The sequence below is a fragment of the Amycolatopsis sp. NPDC043885 genome, assembly GCF_056435685.1.
This window is the reverse complement of sequence record NZ_JBWKEA010000009.1, coordinates 56,922-75,238: the sequence shown is the minus strand read 5'-3', so window position 1 is coordinate 75,238 and position 18,317 is coordinate 56,922. Positions and strand designations below refer to the sequence as shown.

Genomic DNA, 18,317 nt, shown 5'->3' with positions numbered 1-18,317 from the left:
GCCGGAAGCCACCCGCGGTGCGAAGCGTAAGAAAGCCGTCAGAAGAGCAGCGGCAGGAGCGCGTGACGGCGCTTGAGGACCGCGCCGTACCGCGCGTCGATGCGCATCCACGAATCCGTCGCGGTGACGCGGACGACGTCGCCGTCGATGGACGAGTCCACGAAGCCCATCCCCGACAGCGCGAACAGGCACCGCATCTGGACCTTGATCTCCAGCTCGTTGCCCGAAACGGTGAGCACCGCCTGATCCATCAACGACGCCGGCGGCGTGCCGTGCGGGCCGACGTTGTCGCGGGCGAGGGTCACCCCTCGATCGGCCAGCTCCGAGATCACCGTCGCCGGCAGCTCGTCCACCAGCTGCCAGCGGCCGGGGGCGGGCAGTTCGGAGTGCCACATCAGGTCGCGGGCAGGCCCCGGATCCATGCGCTCGCCGCCGGCGACGGTCAGCGCGGCGAGCAGCTCGTTGCCGGACACCGTGATGTCCGAAGGCGAGATGTCACCGGCCACGGCCCTGGTCGCGAGGACCTCGAACGGCGTCGCGCACCACGCCTCGACGACGCCGTCACCGCGCTGCCGCAACCGCACCAGCGTGTTCTGGTCGAGCCGGACCGCCCTGGCCACGAACGCGCCGAGCGTTTCGCGGTCGCCCGCGTCCGGGATGACGAGCTCAGGCATCCGCGAACCCCTTCTCCAGGAAGGCACGTTCGTCCTCGGTCAGCCGCCGGGGCCGCTCCGACGCGGTGTCGAACGGCGCGAGCACCGTCTCGGCGGTGACCGCGACCTTGTCGGCCTCTGCCGGGCCACCGTGCACCCGGTAACCGAGGGTGAAGCTGGCGTGCTTCAAGTCCTTCAACGAGATCTCCACCCGGATGTCCTGATCGGACACCACGATCGGCGAACGGTAATGGACGGCCAGCTTCACCACCACGATGCCCTTGGGCAGTTCGGTGAGCCCCGCGCGGACGGCGTCCCCGAACAGCAGGGGGATCCGTGCCTCTTCGAGCAGGGTCACCAGATTCGCGTGGTTGACGTGCCCGTAGACGTCCATATCCGACCAGCGCGGCCGGATCAGGGAAATGTACGCCACTACCTCACCGTGCTCCGGATCTGCCTCGCCGCCACCGACAGCGTCGCCAGGTCGAGCTTGCCGGACTGGCTGATCTCGTCCAGTGCGACGCGAGCCCGCTGCAGCCGCGAAGCGTTCGTCTTCTCCCAGTGGGCGATCTTCTCGTCCGGGTCGGTACCCGAATCGCTGTGCCGCAACGCGTCCAGCGTGATCGTCCGCAAGGAACCGTAGACGTCGTCCCGCAGCGCCAGCCGCGCGAGCGCGTGCCAGCGGTTGCCGCGTTCGAGGCCACTGATCGACGTCAGCATCTTGTCGATGCCGAGGTGGTCGGAAAGCGCGTAGTACAGGCCCGCGGTCTCCGCCGGGGTGTGCACCGCGTCGATCCCCACCTGCTGCTCGGCCAGCTCCGCGACGTCGGTCACGTCGAGCAGGCCGTAGGTGTGCAGCAGCAACGCCACCCGTCCGGCGAGTTCCGCCGGGACGCCCTTCTCGATCAGCCGCTCGGTGTTCGCGTCCACCGAAGCGCGCTCGACACCGCGAAGCAGCTCGTGCGCCCGCGGGGCCAGCTCACCGACGACGCGGCCGAACCGGTTGATCTCGGCGAGCGGGGCCAGCGGCTGCGGCCGGTTGGTGAGGAACCAGCGGGCGGCCCGGTCGAGCAGCCTGCGGGTCTCCAGCATCATCTCGTCCGCGACCTCGGTCGGCACGACGTTGTCCAGCGCGTCGATCTGGGCCCACAGCGACGGCAGGTCGTACACGTGGGCGACCACGGCGTACGCGCGGACGGCGTCGGTCGCGGTCGCGTTCATCTCCTCCATCAGGCGGAAGACGTACGAGATGCCGGCGCCGTCGACGACCTCGTTGGCCACCATCGTCGTGATGATCTCGCGCTTCAGCGGGTGCTGGAAGATCGCGTCGCCGAAGCGCTCCCGAAGCGGCTTCGGGAAGTACTCGGGCAGACGACGCGAGAACACCTCGGAGTCCGGCAGCTCGCTCGCCAGCAGCTCGTCCTTCAGGTCGAGCTTGACGTGCGCGAGCAGCGTCGCCAGCTCCGGCGAGGTGAGGCCTTCGCCCGCCTTCTCCAGCGCGCGGAACTCCGCCGAACTCGGCAGCGCTTCGAGCTTGCGGTCCAAAGCGCCCTTCGCGACCAGCGCCGCGACGAGCCGCTGGTGCACCGAGACCATCGGGCCGGCGTGCGCCCGGCTGACCCCGAGCACGGCGTTCTGCCGGTAGTTGTCGGCCAGCACCAGCTCGCCGACCTCGTCGGTCATCTGCCCCAGCAGTTCGTTGCGCTGCTCGGCGTCCAACGATCCGGTCGAGACCAGGTGGTCCAGCAGGATCTTGATGTTGACCTCGTGGTCCGAACAGTCGACGCCCGCCGAGTTGTCGAGCGCGTCGGTGTTGATCTTGCCGCCCGCGCGGGCGAACTCGATCCGGCCGAGCTGGGTCAGGCCCAGGTTCCCGCCCTCGCCGACGACCTTGACGCGGAGCTGCTTCCCGTTGACGCGCAGGGCGTCGTTGGCCTTGTCGCCCGCGTCCGCGTGGGATTCGGTCTCGGCCTTGACGTAGGTGCCGATCCCGCCGTTCCACAGCAGTTCGACCGGGGCCAGCAGGATCGCCTGCATCAGGTCGTTCGGAGCCAACGCGGTGACGTCCCCGGCGAGCCCGAGCGCCTCGCGGACCTGCGGGCTGACCGGGATCGTCTTCGCGGACCGCGAGTAGATCCCGCCGCCCTCGCTGATCAGCGAGCGGTCGTAGTCCTCCCACGACGACCGCGGCAGGTCGAACAGCCTGCGCCGCTCGGCGAACGAGGTCGCCGAATCCGGGTTCGGGTCGAGGAAGATGTGCATGTGGTTGAAGGCGGCCACGAGCCGGATGTGCTCCGAGAGCAGCATGCCGTTGCCGAAGACGTCACCCATCATGTCGCCGATGCCGACGACGGTGAAGTCCTCGGTCTGAGTGTCCTTGCCCAGCTCGCGGAAGTTGCGCTTGACGCTCTCCCAAGCACCCTTCGCGGTGATGCCCATGGCCTTGTGGTCGTAGCCGACCGAGCCACCGGACGCGAAGGCGTCGCCGAGCCAGAACCCGTAGTTCGCCGAGACCTCGTTCGCGATGTCGGAGAACTTCGCGGTCCCCTTGTCCGCCGCGACCACGAGGTAGCTGTCGTCGCCGTCGTGGCGGACCACCCGCGGCGCCGGGACGGTCTTGCCCTCGACGCGGTTGTCGGTCACGTCCAGCAGGCCGGAGATGAACATCCGGTAGCAGGCGATGCCCTCGTTCAGCTGGGCGTCACGGTCCAGCCCGGGGTCACCGGTGGCCGCCGGCGGGCGCTTCACGACGAAGCCGCCCTTCGCGCCGACAGGCACGATGACCGCGTTCTTGACCGCTTGTGCCTTGACCAGGCCGAGGATCTCGGTGCGGAAGTCCTCACGGCGGTCGGACCACCGCAGGCCACCGCGCGCGACGTCGCCGAAGCGCAGATGCACACCCTCGATCCGGGGCGAGTACACGAAGATCTCGTACTTCGGCCGCGGCTCGGGCAGTTCGGGCACCGCGCTCGGGTCGAGCTTGAGCGCCAGGTACTGGCGGGAGTTCTCGTCCTCGTCGGTGACGTGGTAGTTCGTCCGCAGCGTGGCGAGGATGACCGACATCAGCCGTCGCAGGATCCGGTCCTCGTCGAGGCTCGTCACCTCGTCGACCAGCTTGCCGATCTCGGTGGTGAGCTGCTCGGCCTGCGACGCGCGGGCCTCGTCGCCGAGCGCGAGGTCGAACCGCGTCTCGAACAGCCGCACCAGCGCGGTGGCGATGTCGGTGTGCGCGAGGACGGTGTTCTCGATGTACTCCTGCGAGAACGGGATCTTCGTCTGACGCAGGTACCGTGAGTAGGCCCGCAGGATGGCCGCCTGGCGCCAGGTGAGCCCGGCGCGCAGGACGAGGCCGTTGAAGCCGTCGACCTCGCAGTCGCCGCGCCACGCGGCGTGGAAGGCGTCCTGGAAGCGGGTACGGAGGTCGTTGTCCGCGTGGTCGAGGACCTGCGGGTCGATCCGCAGGCCGAAGTCGTAGATCCACGACCGGCCGCCGTCCTCGCGGCGCAGTTCGTACGGCCGTTCGTCGACGACCTCGACGCCCATCCGCTGCAGGACCGGGAGCACCTGGGAGAGGGTGACGCCCTCGCCGCGCAGGTACAGCTTGAAGCGCCGCTCCCCCGCCTCCGCGTCGGCGGGCAGGTAGAACGACATCGACAGGTCGCCCTCGTCGGTCAGCGACTCCAGGGCACGGAGGTCGGCGAGCGCTTCGAGCGCGGTGAAGTCCTCCTTGTAGCCCTCGGGGAACACCGCGGCGAACCGCTGCCCCTGCTCACCGGCGGACTCTTCACCCATCAGGCCGATCGGGGCGCCGCCGTCCCCGGCGCGCCCGCGGCGTTCGGCGAGGATCGCCTCGACCATCCGGTCGTCCCAGCTGCGCACGGCTTCGTTGAGCCGTTCCTGGATGCGCAGGGTGTCCGGTTCGGACCACTGCGACGGATCGGTGTGCACGATGAAGTGCACCTGCGCGAGCACGGTCTCGCCGATGCGCGCGCTGTACTCCAGTTGTGTGCCTTCGAGTTCTTCGAGCAGGACCTCCTGCATCGCGAGCCGCGAACGGGTCGTGTATCGGTCACGCGGGAGGTACACGAGGCACGAGTAGAAACGGCCGTACGGGTCGCGGCGCAGGAACAGGCGCAGCCGTCTGCGATCCGAAAGCGTGATCGCGCCCGTCGTCGTCGAGTACAGCGAGTCGGTGTCGGCCGAGAACAGGTCCGCGCGCGGCCAGTTCTGCAGCACTTCGAGCATCCGCTGGCCGGAGAAGGACTCCATCGGGAAGCCCGCGCGGTGGATGACCTCGCGGACCCGGTTGCAGACCACCGGGATGTCGAGCACGTTCTCGTGCAGCGCGGTGGTGGTGAACATACCGAGGAACCGGTGCTCGCCGGTGACGTTCCCGTTGTCGTCGAACGTCTTCACACCGACGTAGTACGGATACACCGGGCGGTGCACCGTGGACGGCGCACTCGCCTGGGTCAGCACCAGCAGCGTCGGCGCGAGCGCGGACGCCGCCGTGTCCGGACCGGCGGTGAGACCGCGCGCGGCCAGGCTGTCCTGGCGCAGCACACCCAGCCCGGTGGCGAGCACCGCGCGCAGGGCGGGCTCGTCGCTGTCCGGGTGCGGGTTGTCGATCAGCTCGTAACGGCGGTAACCGAGGAAGGTGAAGTGGCCGTCGGCGAGCCAGCGCAACAGCCGGGCGCCCTCCGCGACCTCGTGCGCGGGCAGCCGCGGCGGGTTCCCGTCCAGCTCGTCGGCGAGACGGCACGCCGTCTCCGCCATCTTGTCGGTGTCCTCGACGACCTCACGCACATCGCCCAGCACCGACGACAGCCGGTTGTCCAGCTCGCGGGCACGGTTCGGGTCGGTCACCAGGTCGATCTCGATGTACATCCACGACTCGGCCGCCGAATTCGACGGCGGCTCCGCCGGATCCGCGTCCGGGTGGACCTCCAGCAGCTCACCGGTCAGATCCCGGCTCACCACGACGATCGGGTGCACGATGCGCTGCACCTGCACCCCGTCCCGCGCGAACTCGGCCGCGACCGAATCCACCAGGTACGGCATGTCGTCCGTGACGACCTGCACGACGGTGGCCTCACGCGTCCAGCCGTCTTCGGGGCCCGTCGGGTTCAGCAACCGCACCGCGGGACGGCCGGGCATCCGGTCCTTCGCGAGCTGCAGATGTGAGCGGACGGCGCCGACGAGGTCGACCGGGTCGTCACCGAGAATCTCTTCGGCCGGGATGTGCCGGTAGTACAAGCGGATCAAGTCGCCGATCTCCGGGGCGTATGCCGCGGCGGCGTCGATCAGGTCGTCCCGGATCTGCTCCGGGTTCGCCGACCGGCGCCGGGCGCCATCCTCGGTGCCGACATCTTTTCCGGGCGGGGACGAGACTCCCGTCGAGCTCATTGAGGCAACTCTCCACTGTAGCGAGATTGACACCGCGACCGGCACGACTCTGTACCGGCCCAGACCCAACCTACAGCTCCGGACAGTCGGCTCCACAAGGCCGGGTCCTTCCCTGCCGTCGAAGATTTCCCTGCTCAGATACCGGAATCGCCGTGATCGGTTCAGCTACTCGCGGGTCACATCGGCGGTCTGTCCGGGCCTCGCGGCGGCCCGCCGCACCGGGGTGACCAGCACCCATTGCCGCGCGGTGCCGCTTCGGGCGACCTCACCCGGCCAACTGAATCGTTCAAGCCGACCGCCACTTCCACCGAAGTGGGAGCAAGGGACCTTTGCTACCGCCCGGGGTCAGTCGCTGCCGTTGGCGCGGTGCCGGTCGTGGCCGTTGACGGGACGCTTTCCCGAGTCCTGGGAACCGAGCTGCTTCACGAGCGCGGCGGCACTGGCGGTACCCGCCTGGTGCTCCGCGAGCGCGCGGGCGAGCAGGTCGGCGAGACCGGCGTCCGGCGGCGGCTCGTCCTCCGCGATCGCGCGAGCGTAGCTCTCCGGAAACGGCGTGATCGGCCGCCAGGAGCCGGTGTCGGTCAGCGGGTCCAGCGCCGGCGGCATCCGCAACCGCGGCAGCCACGGATCAGCGACCTCTTCCTTGGCGCTCGAACGAGAGCTTTCCTGGACCCCGGCCGGGTCCTCCCGAGGCGGCGGCGCGAGCGGGACGGCGGGTTCGCTGTACTCGACGGGAGGCTGCTCCCGGCGGGCACGGCCGGTGCCGGCGCGTTCTTCGGTGACGGGTTCGGGGAGCACGGGATCTGCGACGCCGTCCGCGCGGCGGCGGCCACCGCCCTGCCCGCCCGTGCTGGAGATCCCAAGCCGGTCCAGTACCGATTTCGCCGCCACGGACCCGTGTTCGACGTCGTGCCTGGTCTTGCGCGAGACCGGCGCCGAGGATCGGCGCGCCCGCTCTTCGGCCGCCCACTCGTCGCTCTCCCACAACGGCGCGGCGGTACCCGGCGGACGGGTCTCCGCGGCCACGCGCGGCCGTGGTTCGGCGGCGGGTTCGGGAGCGAGAAGCAGTTCCGGCGGGACGGTCTCCGACGCCGCGACGGGCACCGGTTCCTCGGCCCGGCGCCGCGTGACCGGAGCCGGGGTTTCCGGCCGGGCGATCGCCGGTTCGGGAGCGACGGTCTCGCGAGCCGCGGGCTCCTCCTGACGGCGACGGCGCACGGGCTCCGGTTCCGGACGCGACACCGGTTCGGGGCGCGGCGCGGGCTCCGGCTTCGGCGGCGGCAGCAGTTTCGGCGCGACGGGTTCGGCCTTGGGCTCGAACCTGATCGACGGCTTGGTCTTCTTCGGCACCCGACGGCGCCAGTCGCTGTCGGACGTCACCGCTTCCCTGGCGGGCTCGGGGCGGGACGGCGGCTTCAGCACCGGCGCTTCGCTCTTTTCCGCGACCGGCGCCACGGGAGGCTCCACCGGGCGCGGAGGTTCGACCGGCGTATGCCGCGCAGACACGGATTCCGCATGCCTGCTCTGCCGCACGGGCCGCGGCGGCTCACGGCGAACCGGCGGCTCGGCAGCGGCACGCTTCGGGGGTGCCGCGTCGATCGCCGGGATCACCGCGGTCACCTCGGCCGGTTCCGGCGCGGGAACGGGCGCCGCGGCGGCGGTCGGCCGCGCGGCGACGGCACGCAGGACGTCGTCGAGGTCGACGGCCGCGTTCTCGGCCGCGCCGAATTCGCCGACCAGGACGTTGCACGCCTGCCGGCGCGCACGGGCGTGCAGATGTTCGGCGGCACGCGAACGGTGCAGGCAGCCGATGGCCTCCTCGGCCCGGCCGAGCCGTTCCTCGATCTGCGCGAGTTCCAGCCACAGCCGTGCCGTGACGGCGTGCAGGTTGTGGTCCTCGGCCCCAGCGACCGCCTCACGGACGAGCATTCCCGCGGCTTCACCGGATCCCGTGGGCAGCAGGACACGAGTGGCCACCGCCAGCCGCAGCCACGCGGCGGGCGCGATCCCGGCGGCACGGACGGGCGCGTCGAGGATCGGCTGCGCGACCTCCCGCGCCATCTCCGTGTCGCCCCGGTCCAGCAACGTGCAGACGAGTTGCAGGATCAGCCTGATCCGGACGAGACCTCCGTCGTCCTCCGGGTTTCCGAGCTTTTCGAGCATGCCGAGCCCGGTCCGCGCGGCGTCGGCGGCCGACGTCAGGTCACCATGCCGTCGACGGTGCGCCGACACCCCGACCCTCAGCAGCGCGCGGATCAGCAACTGGGAATCCGCCGCCATCGAGCCGTCGCCGAGCACGAGCTTGTCCGCCTCGGCGAGCACCCGGTCCAGTTCCGCCTTGCGGCCGAATTGCGCCAAGCAGCCCACGAGGTGACACAACGCCTCCGCCCGGTGCGAGGGCGAAACCGCCGGATCCGCCAGCAACGGACGCAGCGCGGCCAGACCCGTCAACGGGATGCCCACGCTGCGCGCGCAGACCGCCAGATCGATCCTCAGCCGGGCGGCGATGTCGCCGTAGCCCGCGTGTTCCGCGGCGCGCAGGGCGGCCACGGCCCGGCCGACCGTCCGGGGACGGCCACCGAGCCGGACCCGGGCGCTCACCACCAGGCTCTCCGCGCGGATCCACTGCTCGTCGGCACCGGCGGCCTCGGCGAGCGCGGCCGCGCGCTCCCCGAGGACCAGTGCGAGCTCGGGCGCCCTCAGGTGCAGGGCGTCCGCGCGTTCGATCAGCCTGCCGACAGCGGACAGGGTTCCCCCGGTGGCAGCCGTCCGCCCGCCCACCATGGTGGTGGGCGAGCCCGGCCGTTGGCGCTTGCTGGCTTCCACGGGGAACCCCCGGCCCTCAGTCGCGGGTCAGCTTGCGATGGGTGACGCGGTGCGGACGAGCCGCCTCGGCACCGAGGCGTTCGACCTTGTTCTTCTCGTAGCCCTCGAAGTTACCTTCGAACCAGAACCATTGCGAGGGGTTCTCGTCCGTGCCTTCCCAGGCGAGGATGTGCGTCGCGACCCGGTCGAGGAACCACCGGTCGTGCGAGATGACCACGGCGCAGCCGGGGAACTGCTCGAGAGCGTTCTCCAGCGAGCTCAAGGTCTCGACGTCCAGGTCGTTCGTCGGCTCGTCGAGCAGGATCAGGTTCCCGCCCTGTTTGAGGGTCAGCGCCAGGTTCAGCCGGTTGCGCTCACCACCGGAGAGCACGCCCGCCGGCTTCTGCTGGTCCGGCCCCTTGAAACCGAACGCGCTGACGTAGGCACGCGAGGGCATTTCGGTCTGCCCGACGTGGATGTAGTCCAGCTTGTCCGAAACCACCTCCCATACCGTCTTCTTCGGGTCGATCCCGCCGCGATTCTGGTCCACATAGGACAATTTGACCGTCTCGCCGATCTTGACCCGGCCGTCGTCCGGCTCCTCGAGCCCGACGATCGTCTTGAACAGGGTCGTCTTGCCGACACCGTTCGGCCCGATCACGCCGACGATGCCGTTGCGCGGCAGGTCGAACGACAGCCCGTCGATCAGCACCCGGTCGTCGAAACCCTTGCGCAGCTTCTCGACCTCGACGACCACACTGCCCAGCCGGGGCCCCGGCGGGATCTGGATCTCTTCGAAGTCGAGCTTGCGGTGCTTGTCCGCCTCCGCGGCCATCTCCTCGTAGCGGTCGAGCCGGGACCGCGACTTGGTCTGGCGCGCCTTGGCATTGGACCGGACCCATTCGAGTTCGGACTTCAGCCGCTTGGCGAGTTTGGCGTCCTTCTTGCCCTGGACCTCGAGACGCTCGCGCTTCTTCTCCAGGTACGTCGAGTAGTTGCCCTCGTAGCCGACGACGCGGCCGCGGTCGAGCTCCATGATCCACTCGGCGACGTTGTCCAGGAAGTACCGGTCGTGGGTGACGGCGAGGACGGCGCCGGCGTAGTTCGCGAGGAACTGCTCCAGCCACAGCACGCTTTCGGCGTCCAAATGGTTGGTGGGCTCGTCGAGGAGCAGCAGGTCGGGAGCGGACAGGAGCAGCTTGCACAGCGCGACCCGGCGGCGCTCACCACCGGAGAGGTGGGTGACCGGCTCGTCCGGCGGTGGGCAGCGAAGCGCGTCCATGGCCTGCTCGACCGTGGAGTCGATCTCCCACGCGTCGGCGTGGTCGAGCTCCTCCTGGAGCTTGCCCATCTCCTCCATCAGCTCGTCGCTGTAGTCGGTCGCCATGAGCTCGGCGACCTCGTTGAAGCGGTTGAGCTTGACCTTGATGTCGCCAAGGCCCTCTTCGACGTTTTCGCGGACGGTCTTTTCCTCGTTGAGCTCCGGCTCCTGCATGAGGATGCCGACGCTGGCGCCAGGCTGGAGGAAGGCTTCGCCGTTGCTGGCCTGCTCGATCCCCGCCATGATCTTCAGAACGGTGGACTTACCCGCGCCGTTCGGCCCCACCACGCCGATCTTGGCGCCGGGGTAGAACGCGGTGCTGACGTCGTCGAGGATGACCTTGTCCCCGACGGTCTTGCGCACCTTCTTCATGGTGTAGATGAACTCGGCCATGCAAACGATCGTAGAGCGAGGCGATCGCGGCCTTGACGGCGGTCACCACCGAGCTACCGACAGTCAGCCCGATATCACTGAGTGAGCATCGGAACCTCAGCCCACGGGCGCCTCCTCCAGCGCGGTGACCATGGGATTCCCGGCGGGCGGCGGCACCGACGGGATCGCCCTGGGCCGGTCACGTCCCAACCGGTGGATCTCGGCCGAGCAACGCGCCAGGTTGGGGCCGATGGAGAAGGCCTCAAGCTCAGGTAGACCCAGAGGTGCCGGGATCTCCTCCGCGGTCTCGGCGCCGCGTAGCCTCCCGGCCACGATCACCGGGTCGCCTTTGCTCAGGCAGGAGAACGCCGCCATCGCCAGCTTGCGCCAGCAGGTGACCTTGACCGCGAGCTGCCGTCCCTCGCCCCACTCCCCTCTTTCCTTGTCGTACCGGCGTTCGACACTCCGCAAGCCGAACGACACGACGTCGTGCCCGTGCCCCCGCTCCGGATGGTGGACCGGTTCGCTGGTCAGGTTGCCGATCATGGTCACCCACGTTTCGCCCATCGCCATCACACTCGCCCTTCTCCTCGTTCCGGGACCTTCCCGGCGTTTCCCTTGATCACAGAGTGCCTCGGACTCAAGGGCGGAAAGGGACGAAAACCGGATCTGTGGACAACTCCGGGCGTTGTGGGCTTCCTGTGGACAACTCGGGGCGGAAGAGCGGGCTTTGTCGGCGAGGCGTGGTAAGGGGCACTACCGATCGCGTGTCAGCTTGTAGGGCACCAGATCGACCACCAGCTCGTCTGCCGAGGTGGGTGATGCCCTGGGGTTCTTCCAGCGTGGTGAGCCATTCGGCGTGCCCCGGGTCCACGATCGCGGTGTAGGTCTTCGCGGCCGCTCCCGGACGCCGTTCAACGGCTCGGAGGATGTCGGCGGACCGAGCGTGGTCGAGAACGGCACGGATGGCCGCGTCGAACGTCGGCAACCCGACGGCCACCTGGGCGATTTCGTGGAAGCCGCCCTTGGGGATACGGGCGTAGGCGAGCCACGCCCGGCCACCCGCCGTCGCGATGACATGGCCGACCGGGAAACCGCCCGGTGTCCTGTCGTCGACGCAGACGTACACGGCCTTCCCGAAGTCGTCGTGTTCCGGCTTCAGGAAGAGCTTCCGTTGCTCCAGAAGCCTGCGGACGGTTGCTCCGATTTCGTCTGCCACCGCGGTCTCCCCACGATGGTGAACCTGCCACCGAAACCCAGGTTCCCACCGTGACGGGCGCCGCCGCCCCGTTGTCCGGTTGCGGCCAAAGCTCTAGGAGCCGGGCCCCCGTTCCTGATCGGCGAGTTTCTTCAGCATCGCGTTGTAGGCGTTCAGATCCGCGTCACCGGAGGCCTCTTCGCGGCGATCCCGGCGCCGCGCCTCCCGCTCGTCCTGCCGCGCCCACTGCACCAGCAGCGCGACGAGCACCAGCAGTACCGGCAGCTCACCGGACGCCCACGCGATCCCGCCGCCGAGCCGCTGATCGGTGAGGAGGTCGGTGACCCACGGCAGTTTCAGCCCGCGGTAGAAATCCTGTCCGAGCACGGTCTGCATGCTCATCAGCGCGATCCCGAAGAACGCGTGGAACGGCATTGCCGCGAACATCATCCCCAGCCGTCCCAGCGGCGGGAGCCGTCGTGGCGCCGGGTCGACACCGATCACCGGCCAGTAGAAGACGTACCCGGCGAGCAGGAAGTGCGCGTTCATCGCCAGATGCGCCCAGTGGTAGTTCAGCGCCGAATCGAACAGGCCCGAGAAGTACAGGCCGTAGAAGGAACCGACGAACAGCAGTAGCGCGACGATCGGATGCGTCAAGAACCTCGACAGCGGCGAGTGCACGAAGGCGAGCAGCCATTCACGCGGTCCGGGCGGGGCGTCCTTGCCCGCAGTGGGCAGCGCGCGCAGCGCGAGCGTCACGGGCCCGCCGAGCACGAAGAGCACCGGCGCCACCATGGACAGCAACATGTGGTTGCCCATGTGCACGCTGAACATCGCGGGCGCGTACCGGCCGATACCGGACGACGTCGCGATCAGCAGCACGAAACAGCCCGCGAGCCACGCGACCGTCCGGCCGGTGGCCCAGGTGTCACCGCGGCGCCGCAGCCGCCGGACTCCGGCGAGGTACAGCCCGGCGAGAACGAGCGCGAGGGTGCCGTAGACGAGGTCGAACCGCCAGTCCGTGAGCAGCCGGAAGACCGTCGGAGGACCGTAGAGGTCGTACCCGATCAGCAGTTCCGTTGTCGACGGCTGGGTCAGCGATTCCTGCGGCGGCGGGGTCTTCGCGAGCCCGGTCGCGATGCCGATCGTGACGAACATGATCAGCACCTCGACCGCGGCGAGCCGCAGCAGCTGACCACCGCCCGCTCCGTTCACCAGCCCGGCGACCCCCTTCTGCCGTTGCTGATGGCCGAAGACGCCGAGCAGCAGCAACGCGACGACCTTCGCGACCACCAGGAGGCCGTAGTCGGTGGTGAACAGGTCGGCGATCCTGATCCGCACCAGCGCGTTCACGATGCCGGAGACCGCCATCACGATCCAGCACACCAGCGCCAGCTTCGAAAACCGCGTCGCGGCGAGCTTGAGGTTCTCGCCGCGGCGCCAGCCGAGTGCCAGCAGCGCCACCAGCCCGCCGACCCACAACGCGGCGGCGACCAGGTGGTACAGCAGGCTGTTGGTCGCCATGTCGTGCGAGCCGCCGCTCGCGGAATGCCCCGTGACCGCGACCGGGACCAGGCCGCCGACGGACAGGAAGAAGACCACCGTCGTCCAGCCCCAGGTCAGCGCGAGACGGCAGCCGAGCGCGACCAGCAACGCGATCAACGCGGTGAACAGCCAGGCCTTCGGCTGCTCGATGGCGTCGACGAGGTCGACCAGTACCTGCGGCGAGAGCACCTCGGTGAACGGGCGGCCCGCGCCGTCGGCCGCGGAGAAGAAGATCGACGCGGCGGCCGCGAAGAACCAGACCCACGCCGCGACGCCGGCGACCCGGATGGCGGCGTAACCGTCGGCCGCGAGCGTGCCGGACTTCTGCGGCGGGACGAGGAACGCGGCGAGCAGCAGCGAACCCACGCACAGCACCGAAGCCGCCTCGGCCAGTACCCGGACGACGGTGATGCCGTAGCGGGTCACCAGGCCCGGGTCCGGGAGTCCGGCGATGACGTAACCGGCGCCACCGGTCAGCGCGACGAGGCCGACGGCCACCACCGCGGCCAGGAGCGCCCCGATCGACACCAGCGGCAGGACACCGGCCTTCCGCGCGGGTGGGGCCGGTTTCGTCTCGGGGTCTGAAGGCACGTCACGAGGGTATGCCGAACGCGCAACCGGCAAGATGGCGGCGTGCGGATCATCCTGCTGAGGCACGCCGAGTCACTCGGCAACGTCGACGAACTCGCCTACACCCGGATCCCCGACCACGCCCTGCCGCTGACCGACGCCGGTCGTGAGCAGGCGAAGCTGGCGGGCCCGGAGCTCAAGGAGGTCCTCGGCGGGCAGCGGACGGCGGTCTACGTCAGCCCCTATCTGCGGACACGGGAAACGTTGCGGCTGCTGGACATCCGGGAGGCCTGCGAGCGGATCGTGCCGGAGCCGAGGCTGCGGGAACAGGACTGGGGCAACCTCCAGGACCCGCTGGAGCAGGAGGTCCAGAAACAACGCCGCCACGAGTTCGGCCACTTCTTCTACCGGCTCCCGTTCGGCGAGTCCGGGGCGGACGTCGACGACCGGGTCGCGGCGTTCCTCAGCGAGCTGGCGGCGTGCGGCGAAGATCACCCCGAAACCGTGCTGGTCGTCTCACACGGGCTCACCATCCGCTTGCTGTGCCGACGGCTCTTCGGCTGGAGCATCGAGCTGTTCGAGTCCCTGTCCAACCCGAAGACCTGCGAATACCGCGTCGTGGAGCGGGTCGACGGCAAGTGGACGCTGGACCGCCCGTTCCGCCAGTGGCGGGACTCACCCGACGGGGAGACTCAGGTTTGAATCAGTTCAGCGGCGCGCAGCGCCCCCTTTGAGGGCGGCGGCGGGGGTATGGATGGAGGGGCGAGGAGCACCACCCTCGTTCCCAGCCCAGGGCTGGATTCGATCCGCGCGAATCCGCCGATCTCCGCCATCCGCGCGATGATCGAGTTCTCGAGGCCGAAGCCACGCCGCCGGGCCCCGACGTCGAAACCGGCGCCGTGATCGCGCACCGTCAAGGAAACCCCGCCGCCGATCTCTTCGACACTCACCACGGCCCGTCTGGTCCCGGAGTGCTTCAACGTGTTGCGCAGGGCTTCCCTGGCGGAGTCGTGCAGCGCCATGGCCGCCTCCTCCGAAAGCTCTGGAGCGGCGTCGTCCTGAACGACGACCTCGACGCGCAGCCCCTCCGCGGCCATTTCGGCGGCGAGCAGCCGCAGCCGCTGGCGCAGTCCGATTCCTTCGGTGGATTCGTGTTCGAGGCTGATCCGGATGCGCATCGCCTGAGCGCGTGCGATGCGGCGGACGCGGTCGAGGCTGGCCGCCGGGTCGAGTTCGTCGGCGGGTGCGGGGATCGCGAACGACTCCATCACCTGCAGGACGGTGTCGTGGACGTCGCGGCGGTGCCTCTCACGTTCCGCGGCCCGGCCCCGCTGCTCCCCGAACCCGACCGCGAACCGCATCGACGCGCCGACCAGGCCGGCGACCGCGAGCGACACCACCAGCGCGGTCGCGAGCGTGAGAAGGAGACCGAGTGAGGAGGCCGGATCCAGCAGGACGTGCGGTACCACCGCGGCCCCGATGGCCAGTGCCCCGGCCGCCGCGCCGCGCAGCAGGGTCCAGACCATCACCGTGCCCATCAGATGGGTCCAGGTGATCGACGTGATCGCGGTGTCCTGCGCGAACGGCGCCGCCCCGAGGACGAAGAGCGCGGCGAACGCGCTGTCCACCAACGGAACCAGCCTCGTCCCGGCCGCGGACCAGCGGAAGGTCCAGACGGTCGCGACGACGTTGGGCACCAGATGCAGCGCCACGAACGTCCACAGCACCGAAGATCCCAGGCCCGCCACCCACAGCGCTTGCACCAGCATCGCCAGCCGGAACGCCACCGGGACCAGGACCAGCCAGGGCACCGTGGTCCGCACCAGTCGCGCGGGGATACCTCTGCCGCCGCCGAGCATCAGCACCCTCCCGGATTAGCCTCACTGAAACAGCGACCGAAGCGCATTCATTTCAGTTTACCGAGATGTCAACGGGCGACGGGGTCGACCGCCTCCTCACGTTTCCGCGCCCGCGCCGCGGCCACCGCGGACGGCACGATCAGCGCGGCGGTCAGCCCGACGAACAGGAACGACACCGAAAGCGATGTCACCTGCGCGATCCCGCCGATCAGCGGCGGTCCGGCGAGGAAACCGGTGTAGGCGATCGCCGTGACGAAGGCCAGTTCGCGCTCGCCTCCCGTCCCGTCGGCGCGTTTGCCCGACGCGCCCGCGAGACTCAACGCGATCGGGAAGGCCGCGGCGAGCCCGGCACCCGCCAGCGCGAAGCCGACGAAGCCGAACACCGGAACGTGGGCCAGCGCGGCGAGCACGAGGCCGGCGGCGGCGATCCCGGCACCCACCGCCAGCGCACGCGTCGCGCCGAAACGGTTCTGAAGCCAGGCACCCGCGAGCCTGGCGAGCGCCATGGCCAGGGCGAATCCCGAGTACGCGAAGGCGGCGGCGCCGTCGCCGACCCCGTGCACGGACGTCATCAGCAGGGCGGACCAGTCCGAACTCGCCCCCTCCGCGATCGCCGAGAACAGCGCGATGGCGGCGAGCAGCCAGAGGACGGGACGTTTGATCGGCGCCACTCTCGGCTTCTCGACGGGTTCGGTGTGTACGGGTCGCGCGCCGGGCACGGCGGCGATGACGAAGGCGAGCACCACCAGGGCGGCCAGCGCGGCGACCGTGAGATGCCTCCCCGGCGACCAGTGGTGCGACGCGGCGAACCCCGCGGCGACGGAGCCCGCCAACGCGCCGAAGCTGAATCCGGCGTGCAGGATCGGCATGATCGCGCGTCCGGTCCGGCGCTCCACCTCGACTCCGGCGACGTTCATCGCCACGTCGAGCGCGCCGACGCTCGCCCCGAGGACGAACAACGCCCCGGCGAGCAGGACGACCGACGTCGAGAAACCGATCATCGGCAACGCCGCGCAGGCGATGATCGTGCTGCCCGCGACCACCGCGCGGGCACCGTACCGCTCGATCAGCCGCCCCGAAACCGACGCCGCGATCAGCATGCCGACGCTGGCGCCCAGCAGGGCAAGACCGAAGACACCCGGCGAGGCGTCCACTCTTTCCGACAACGCCGGAGTCCTCGGCGCCCAGGAGCCGAGCGCCGCCCCGTTGAGCGCGAACACGACGAAAACGGCCGTACGGTCACGCATAGACCCCAGTCTCCTTTCGATTTCCTCTTCCCCCAGAATGACTTAAGCGCTTCAGAAAGTCCACTGGCGCCGTCAGCGCCTAGACTGCGGCGGTGACCAGCACGCGACGGCGAAGGCCGACGTTGGACGATGTCGCCGACGCCGTCGGGGTGTCGCGCGCGACCGTCTCCAACGCCTACAACCGGCCCGATCAGCTGTCCGCCCAGCTGCGGGAAGAGGTGCTTCGCGCGGCCAAGAAAATCGGGTACGCGGGGCCGAACCCGACCGCCCGCAGTCTCGCCACCAGCCGCACCGGCGCGATCGCCGTCCTGCTCGACACGAATCTTTCGACGGCGTTCTCGGATCCCGCGTTGTCGGTCACCCTCGACGCGCTCTCGACCGTCGTCGATCCCGAGGGGCACGCCCTTCTGCTGCTGCCCGGCGACGGCGAGAGCGGCGGCCCGCGCGCGGAGCGGATCCTGACCGCGCAGGCCGACATCGCGGTGGCGTATTCGCTGGCCGACGGCGCGCCGGCGCTGACCGCGGTCCGGGACAGGGGCCTGCCGCTGGTGGTGATCGACCAGCCGCATATCCGCGGTTCGGCGAGGATCGGCGTCGCGGACCGGGCGGGAGCGGCCGCCGCGGCCCGGCACCTGGTGGAACTCGGGCACCGGCGGATCGGGATCTTCTCGGCGCAGTGCCTCTCGGCGCCGCGCGGCGGCGAACTGAGCGCGGCCGAGGCCCGGAACAGCCGGTTCCACGACAACCGCGAACGGATGGCCGGCTACCTGGAGACGCTGGCCGAGGCGGGGATCCCGACGGCGGACGTGCCGATCTGGGAGGCGTCCGGGCTCTCGGTCGAAGGAGCTCTCCCGAGCGCTTTCGGCCTGTTGGATCGGCTGCCACGGCCGACGGCGCTGCTGTGCATGTCGGATCTGCTGGCCCTGGCGGCGATTTCGGCCGCCAGACAGCTCGGCCTGTCCGTCCCGGGCGACCTTTCGGTCGTGGGCTACGACGACGTCCCGCCCGCCCGGTGGTCCGAACCACCGCTGACGACGGTCCGGCAGGACCTGGCCGCCAAAGGACGGGCGGCCGGCGAACTGGTGCTGGCCCTGCTGCGCGGGGAGAAGGTCCCCGCGCCCGCCGAGGTACCCGCCGAACTGGTCGTCCGGGATTCCACCGCGCCCGCTTAGCAGCCGATTCCGGCGCGCGCAAGGCGCCCCGGTGATATGTGGACAACTCGCCCCGATCGAGCGGCGCACAACTACTTATCCACAGAAGTAGAAATGCGGGCAGACAAACCCTTCCCCGCGCGCCATCGTGGAATCACACATTCACCGACGGCGATCGAGCGCCGATTCA

At 69.9% G+C, this 18,317-nt stretch carries 12 protein-coding genes; 2 read left to right on the top strand and 10 right to left on the bottom strand.

All coding sequences use genetic code 11. The features are described from left to right. Positions 1-38: 38 nt before the first annotated feature. The 8 genes from AC069I_RS25155 to AC069I_RS25120 form a co-directional block, all read right to left on the bottom strand. Positions 39-674, bottom strand: a complete 636-nt coding sequence (locus AC069I_RS25155) for a DUF8010 domain-containing protein (RefSeq protein WP_340687621.1) — start codon at positions 672-674, stop codon at positions 39-41. Then, positions 667-1,086, bottom strand: a complete 420-nt coding sequence (locus tag AC069I_RS25150; protein ID WP_340687620.1) for an acyl-CoA thioesterase — start codon at positions 1,084-1,086, stop codon at positions 667-669. Before AC069I_RS25150 ends, AC069I_RS25155 begins: the two co-directional genes overlap by 8 nt. Further along, a complete protein-coding gene (locus AC069I_RS25145; RefSeq protein ID WP_478229218.1) occupies positions 1,086-6,059 on the bottom strand; it encodes an NAD-glutamate dehydrogenase in 4,974 nt (1,657 codons plus the stop codon). Before AC069I_RS25145 ends, AC069I_RS25150 begins: the two co-directional genes overlap by 1 nt. Positions 6,060-6,404: 345 nt before the next feature. Beyond that, positions 6,405-8,885 carry a hypothetical protein gene (locus AC069I_RS25140; RefSeq protein ID WP_478266519.1) on the bottom strand — a complete coding sequence of 827 codons (2,481 nt, stop codon included), beginning with the start codon at positions 8,883-8,885 and terminating at the stop codon, positions 6,405-6,407. A gap of 16 nt (positions 8,886-8,901) precedes the next feature. Next, the gene (gene ettA, locus AC069I_RS25135) at positions 8,902-10,578 is read right to left on the bottom strand and encodes an energy-dependent translational throttle protein EttA (RefSeq protein ID WP_478229216.1); all 1,677 of its coding nucleotides are present in this window, start codon (positions 10,576-10,578) and stop codon (positions 8,902-8,904) included. A 96-nt stretch (positions 10,579-10,674) separates the two neighbouring features. Next, complete coding sequence (locus AC069I_RS25130) at positions 10,675-11,124, bottom strand: single-stranded DNA-binding protein (protein ID WP_340687617.1); 450 nt, start codon at positions 11,122-11,124, stop codon at positions 10,675-10,677. Positions 11,125-11,197: 73 nt separating this feature from the next. Then, complete coding sequence (locus AC069I_RS25125; RefSeq protein ID WP_478266518.1) at positions 11,198-11,776, bottom strand: hypothetical protein; 579 nt, start codon at positions 11,774-11,776, stop codon at positions 11,198-11,200. Between the two features lie 93 nt (positions 11,777-11,869). Continuing rightward, positions 11,870-13,891: a bifunctional copper resistance protein CopD/cytochrome c oxidase assembly protein gene (locus tag AC069I_RS25120; protein ID WP_478232213.1), complete on the bottom strand. Its 2,022-nt coding sequence runs from the start codon at positions 13,889-13,891 to the stop codon at positions 11,870-11,872. 42 nt (positions 13,892-13,933) lie between these two features. Between AC069I_RS25120 and AC069I_RS25115 the strand changes: the two genes are divergently transcribed. Beyond that, positions 13,934-14,572, top strand: coding sequence for a histidine phosphatase family protein (locus AC069I_RS25115; protein ID WP_478229213.1), 639 nt, complete (start codon positions 13,934-13,936; stop codon positions 14,570-14,572). Here AC069I_RS25115 and AC069I_RS25110 read toward each other — a convergent pair. Then, positions 14,563-15,735 (bottom strand): sensor histidine kinase, encoded by a 1,173-nt coding sequence (locus tag AC069I_RS25110; protein WP_478229212.1) that lies wholly within the window; start codon positions 15,733-15,735, stop codon positions 14,563-14,565. The two genes, AC069I_RS25115 and AC069I_RS25110, sit on opposite strands and share 10 nt — an antisense overlap. A gap of 62 nt (positions 15,736-15,797) precedes the next feature. After that, positions 15,798-16,976 (bottom strand): MFS transporter, encoded by a 1,179-nt coding sequence (locus AC069I_RS25105; protein ID WP_478229211.1) that lies wholly within the window; start codon positions 16,974-16,976, stop codon positions 15,798-15,800. A 122-nt stretch (positions 16,977-17,098) separates the two neighbouring features. On the opposite strand from AC069I_RS25105, the gene AC069I_RS25100 reads away from it, so the two are divergent. Continuing rightward, the gene (locus AC069I_RS25100) at positions 17,099-18,148 is read left to right on the top strand and encodes a LacI family DNA-binding transcriptional regulator (RefSeq protein ID WP_478266584.1); all 1,050 of its coding nucleotides are present in this window, start codon (positions 17,099-17,101) and stop codon (positions 18,146-18,148) included. The last annotated feature ends 169 nt before the right edge of the window (positions 18,149-18,317 follow it).

What these genes read in the sequence shown, in the direction of transcription:
- AC069I_RS25130 (WP_340687617.1), bottom strand. Translation starts at nt 11,124, where the DNA reads ATGGGCGAAACGTGGGTGACCATGATCGGCAACCTGACCAGCGAACCG.
- ettA (WP_478229216.1), bottom strand. Translation starts at nt 10,578, where the DNA reads ATGGCCGAGTTCATCTACACCATGAAGAAGGTGCGCAAGACCGTCGGG.
- AC069I_RS25145 (WP_478229218.1), bottom strand. Translation starts at nt 6,059, where the DNA reads ATGAGCTCGACGGGAGTCTCGTCCCCGCCCGGAAAAGATGTCGGCACC.
- AC069I_RS25105 (WP_478229211.1), bottom strand. Translation starts at nt 16,976, where the DNA reads ATGCGTGACCGTACGGCCGTTTTCGTCGTGTTCGCGCTCAACGGGGCG.
- AC069I_RS25155 (WP_340687621.1), bottom strand. Translation starts at nt 674, where the DNA reads ATGCCTGAGCTCGTCATCCCGGACGCGGGCGACCGCGAAACGCTCGGC.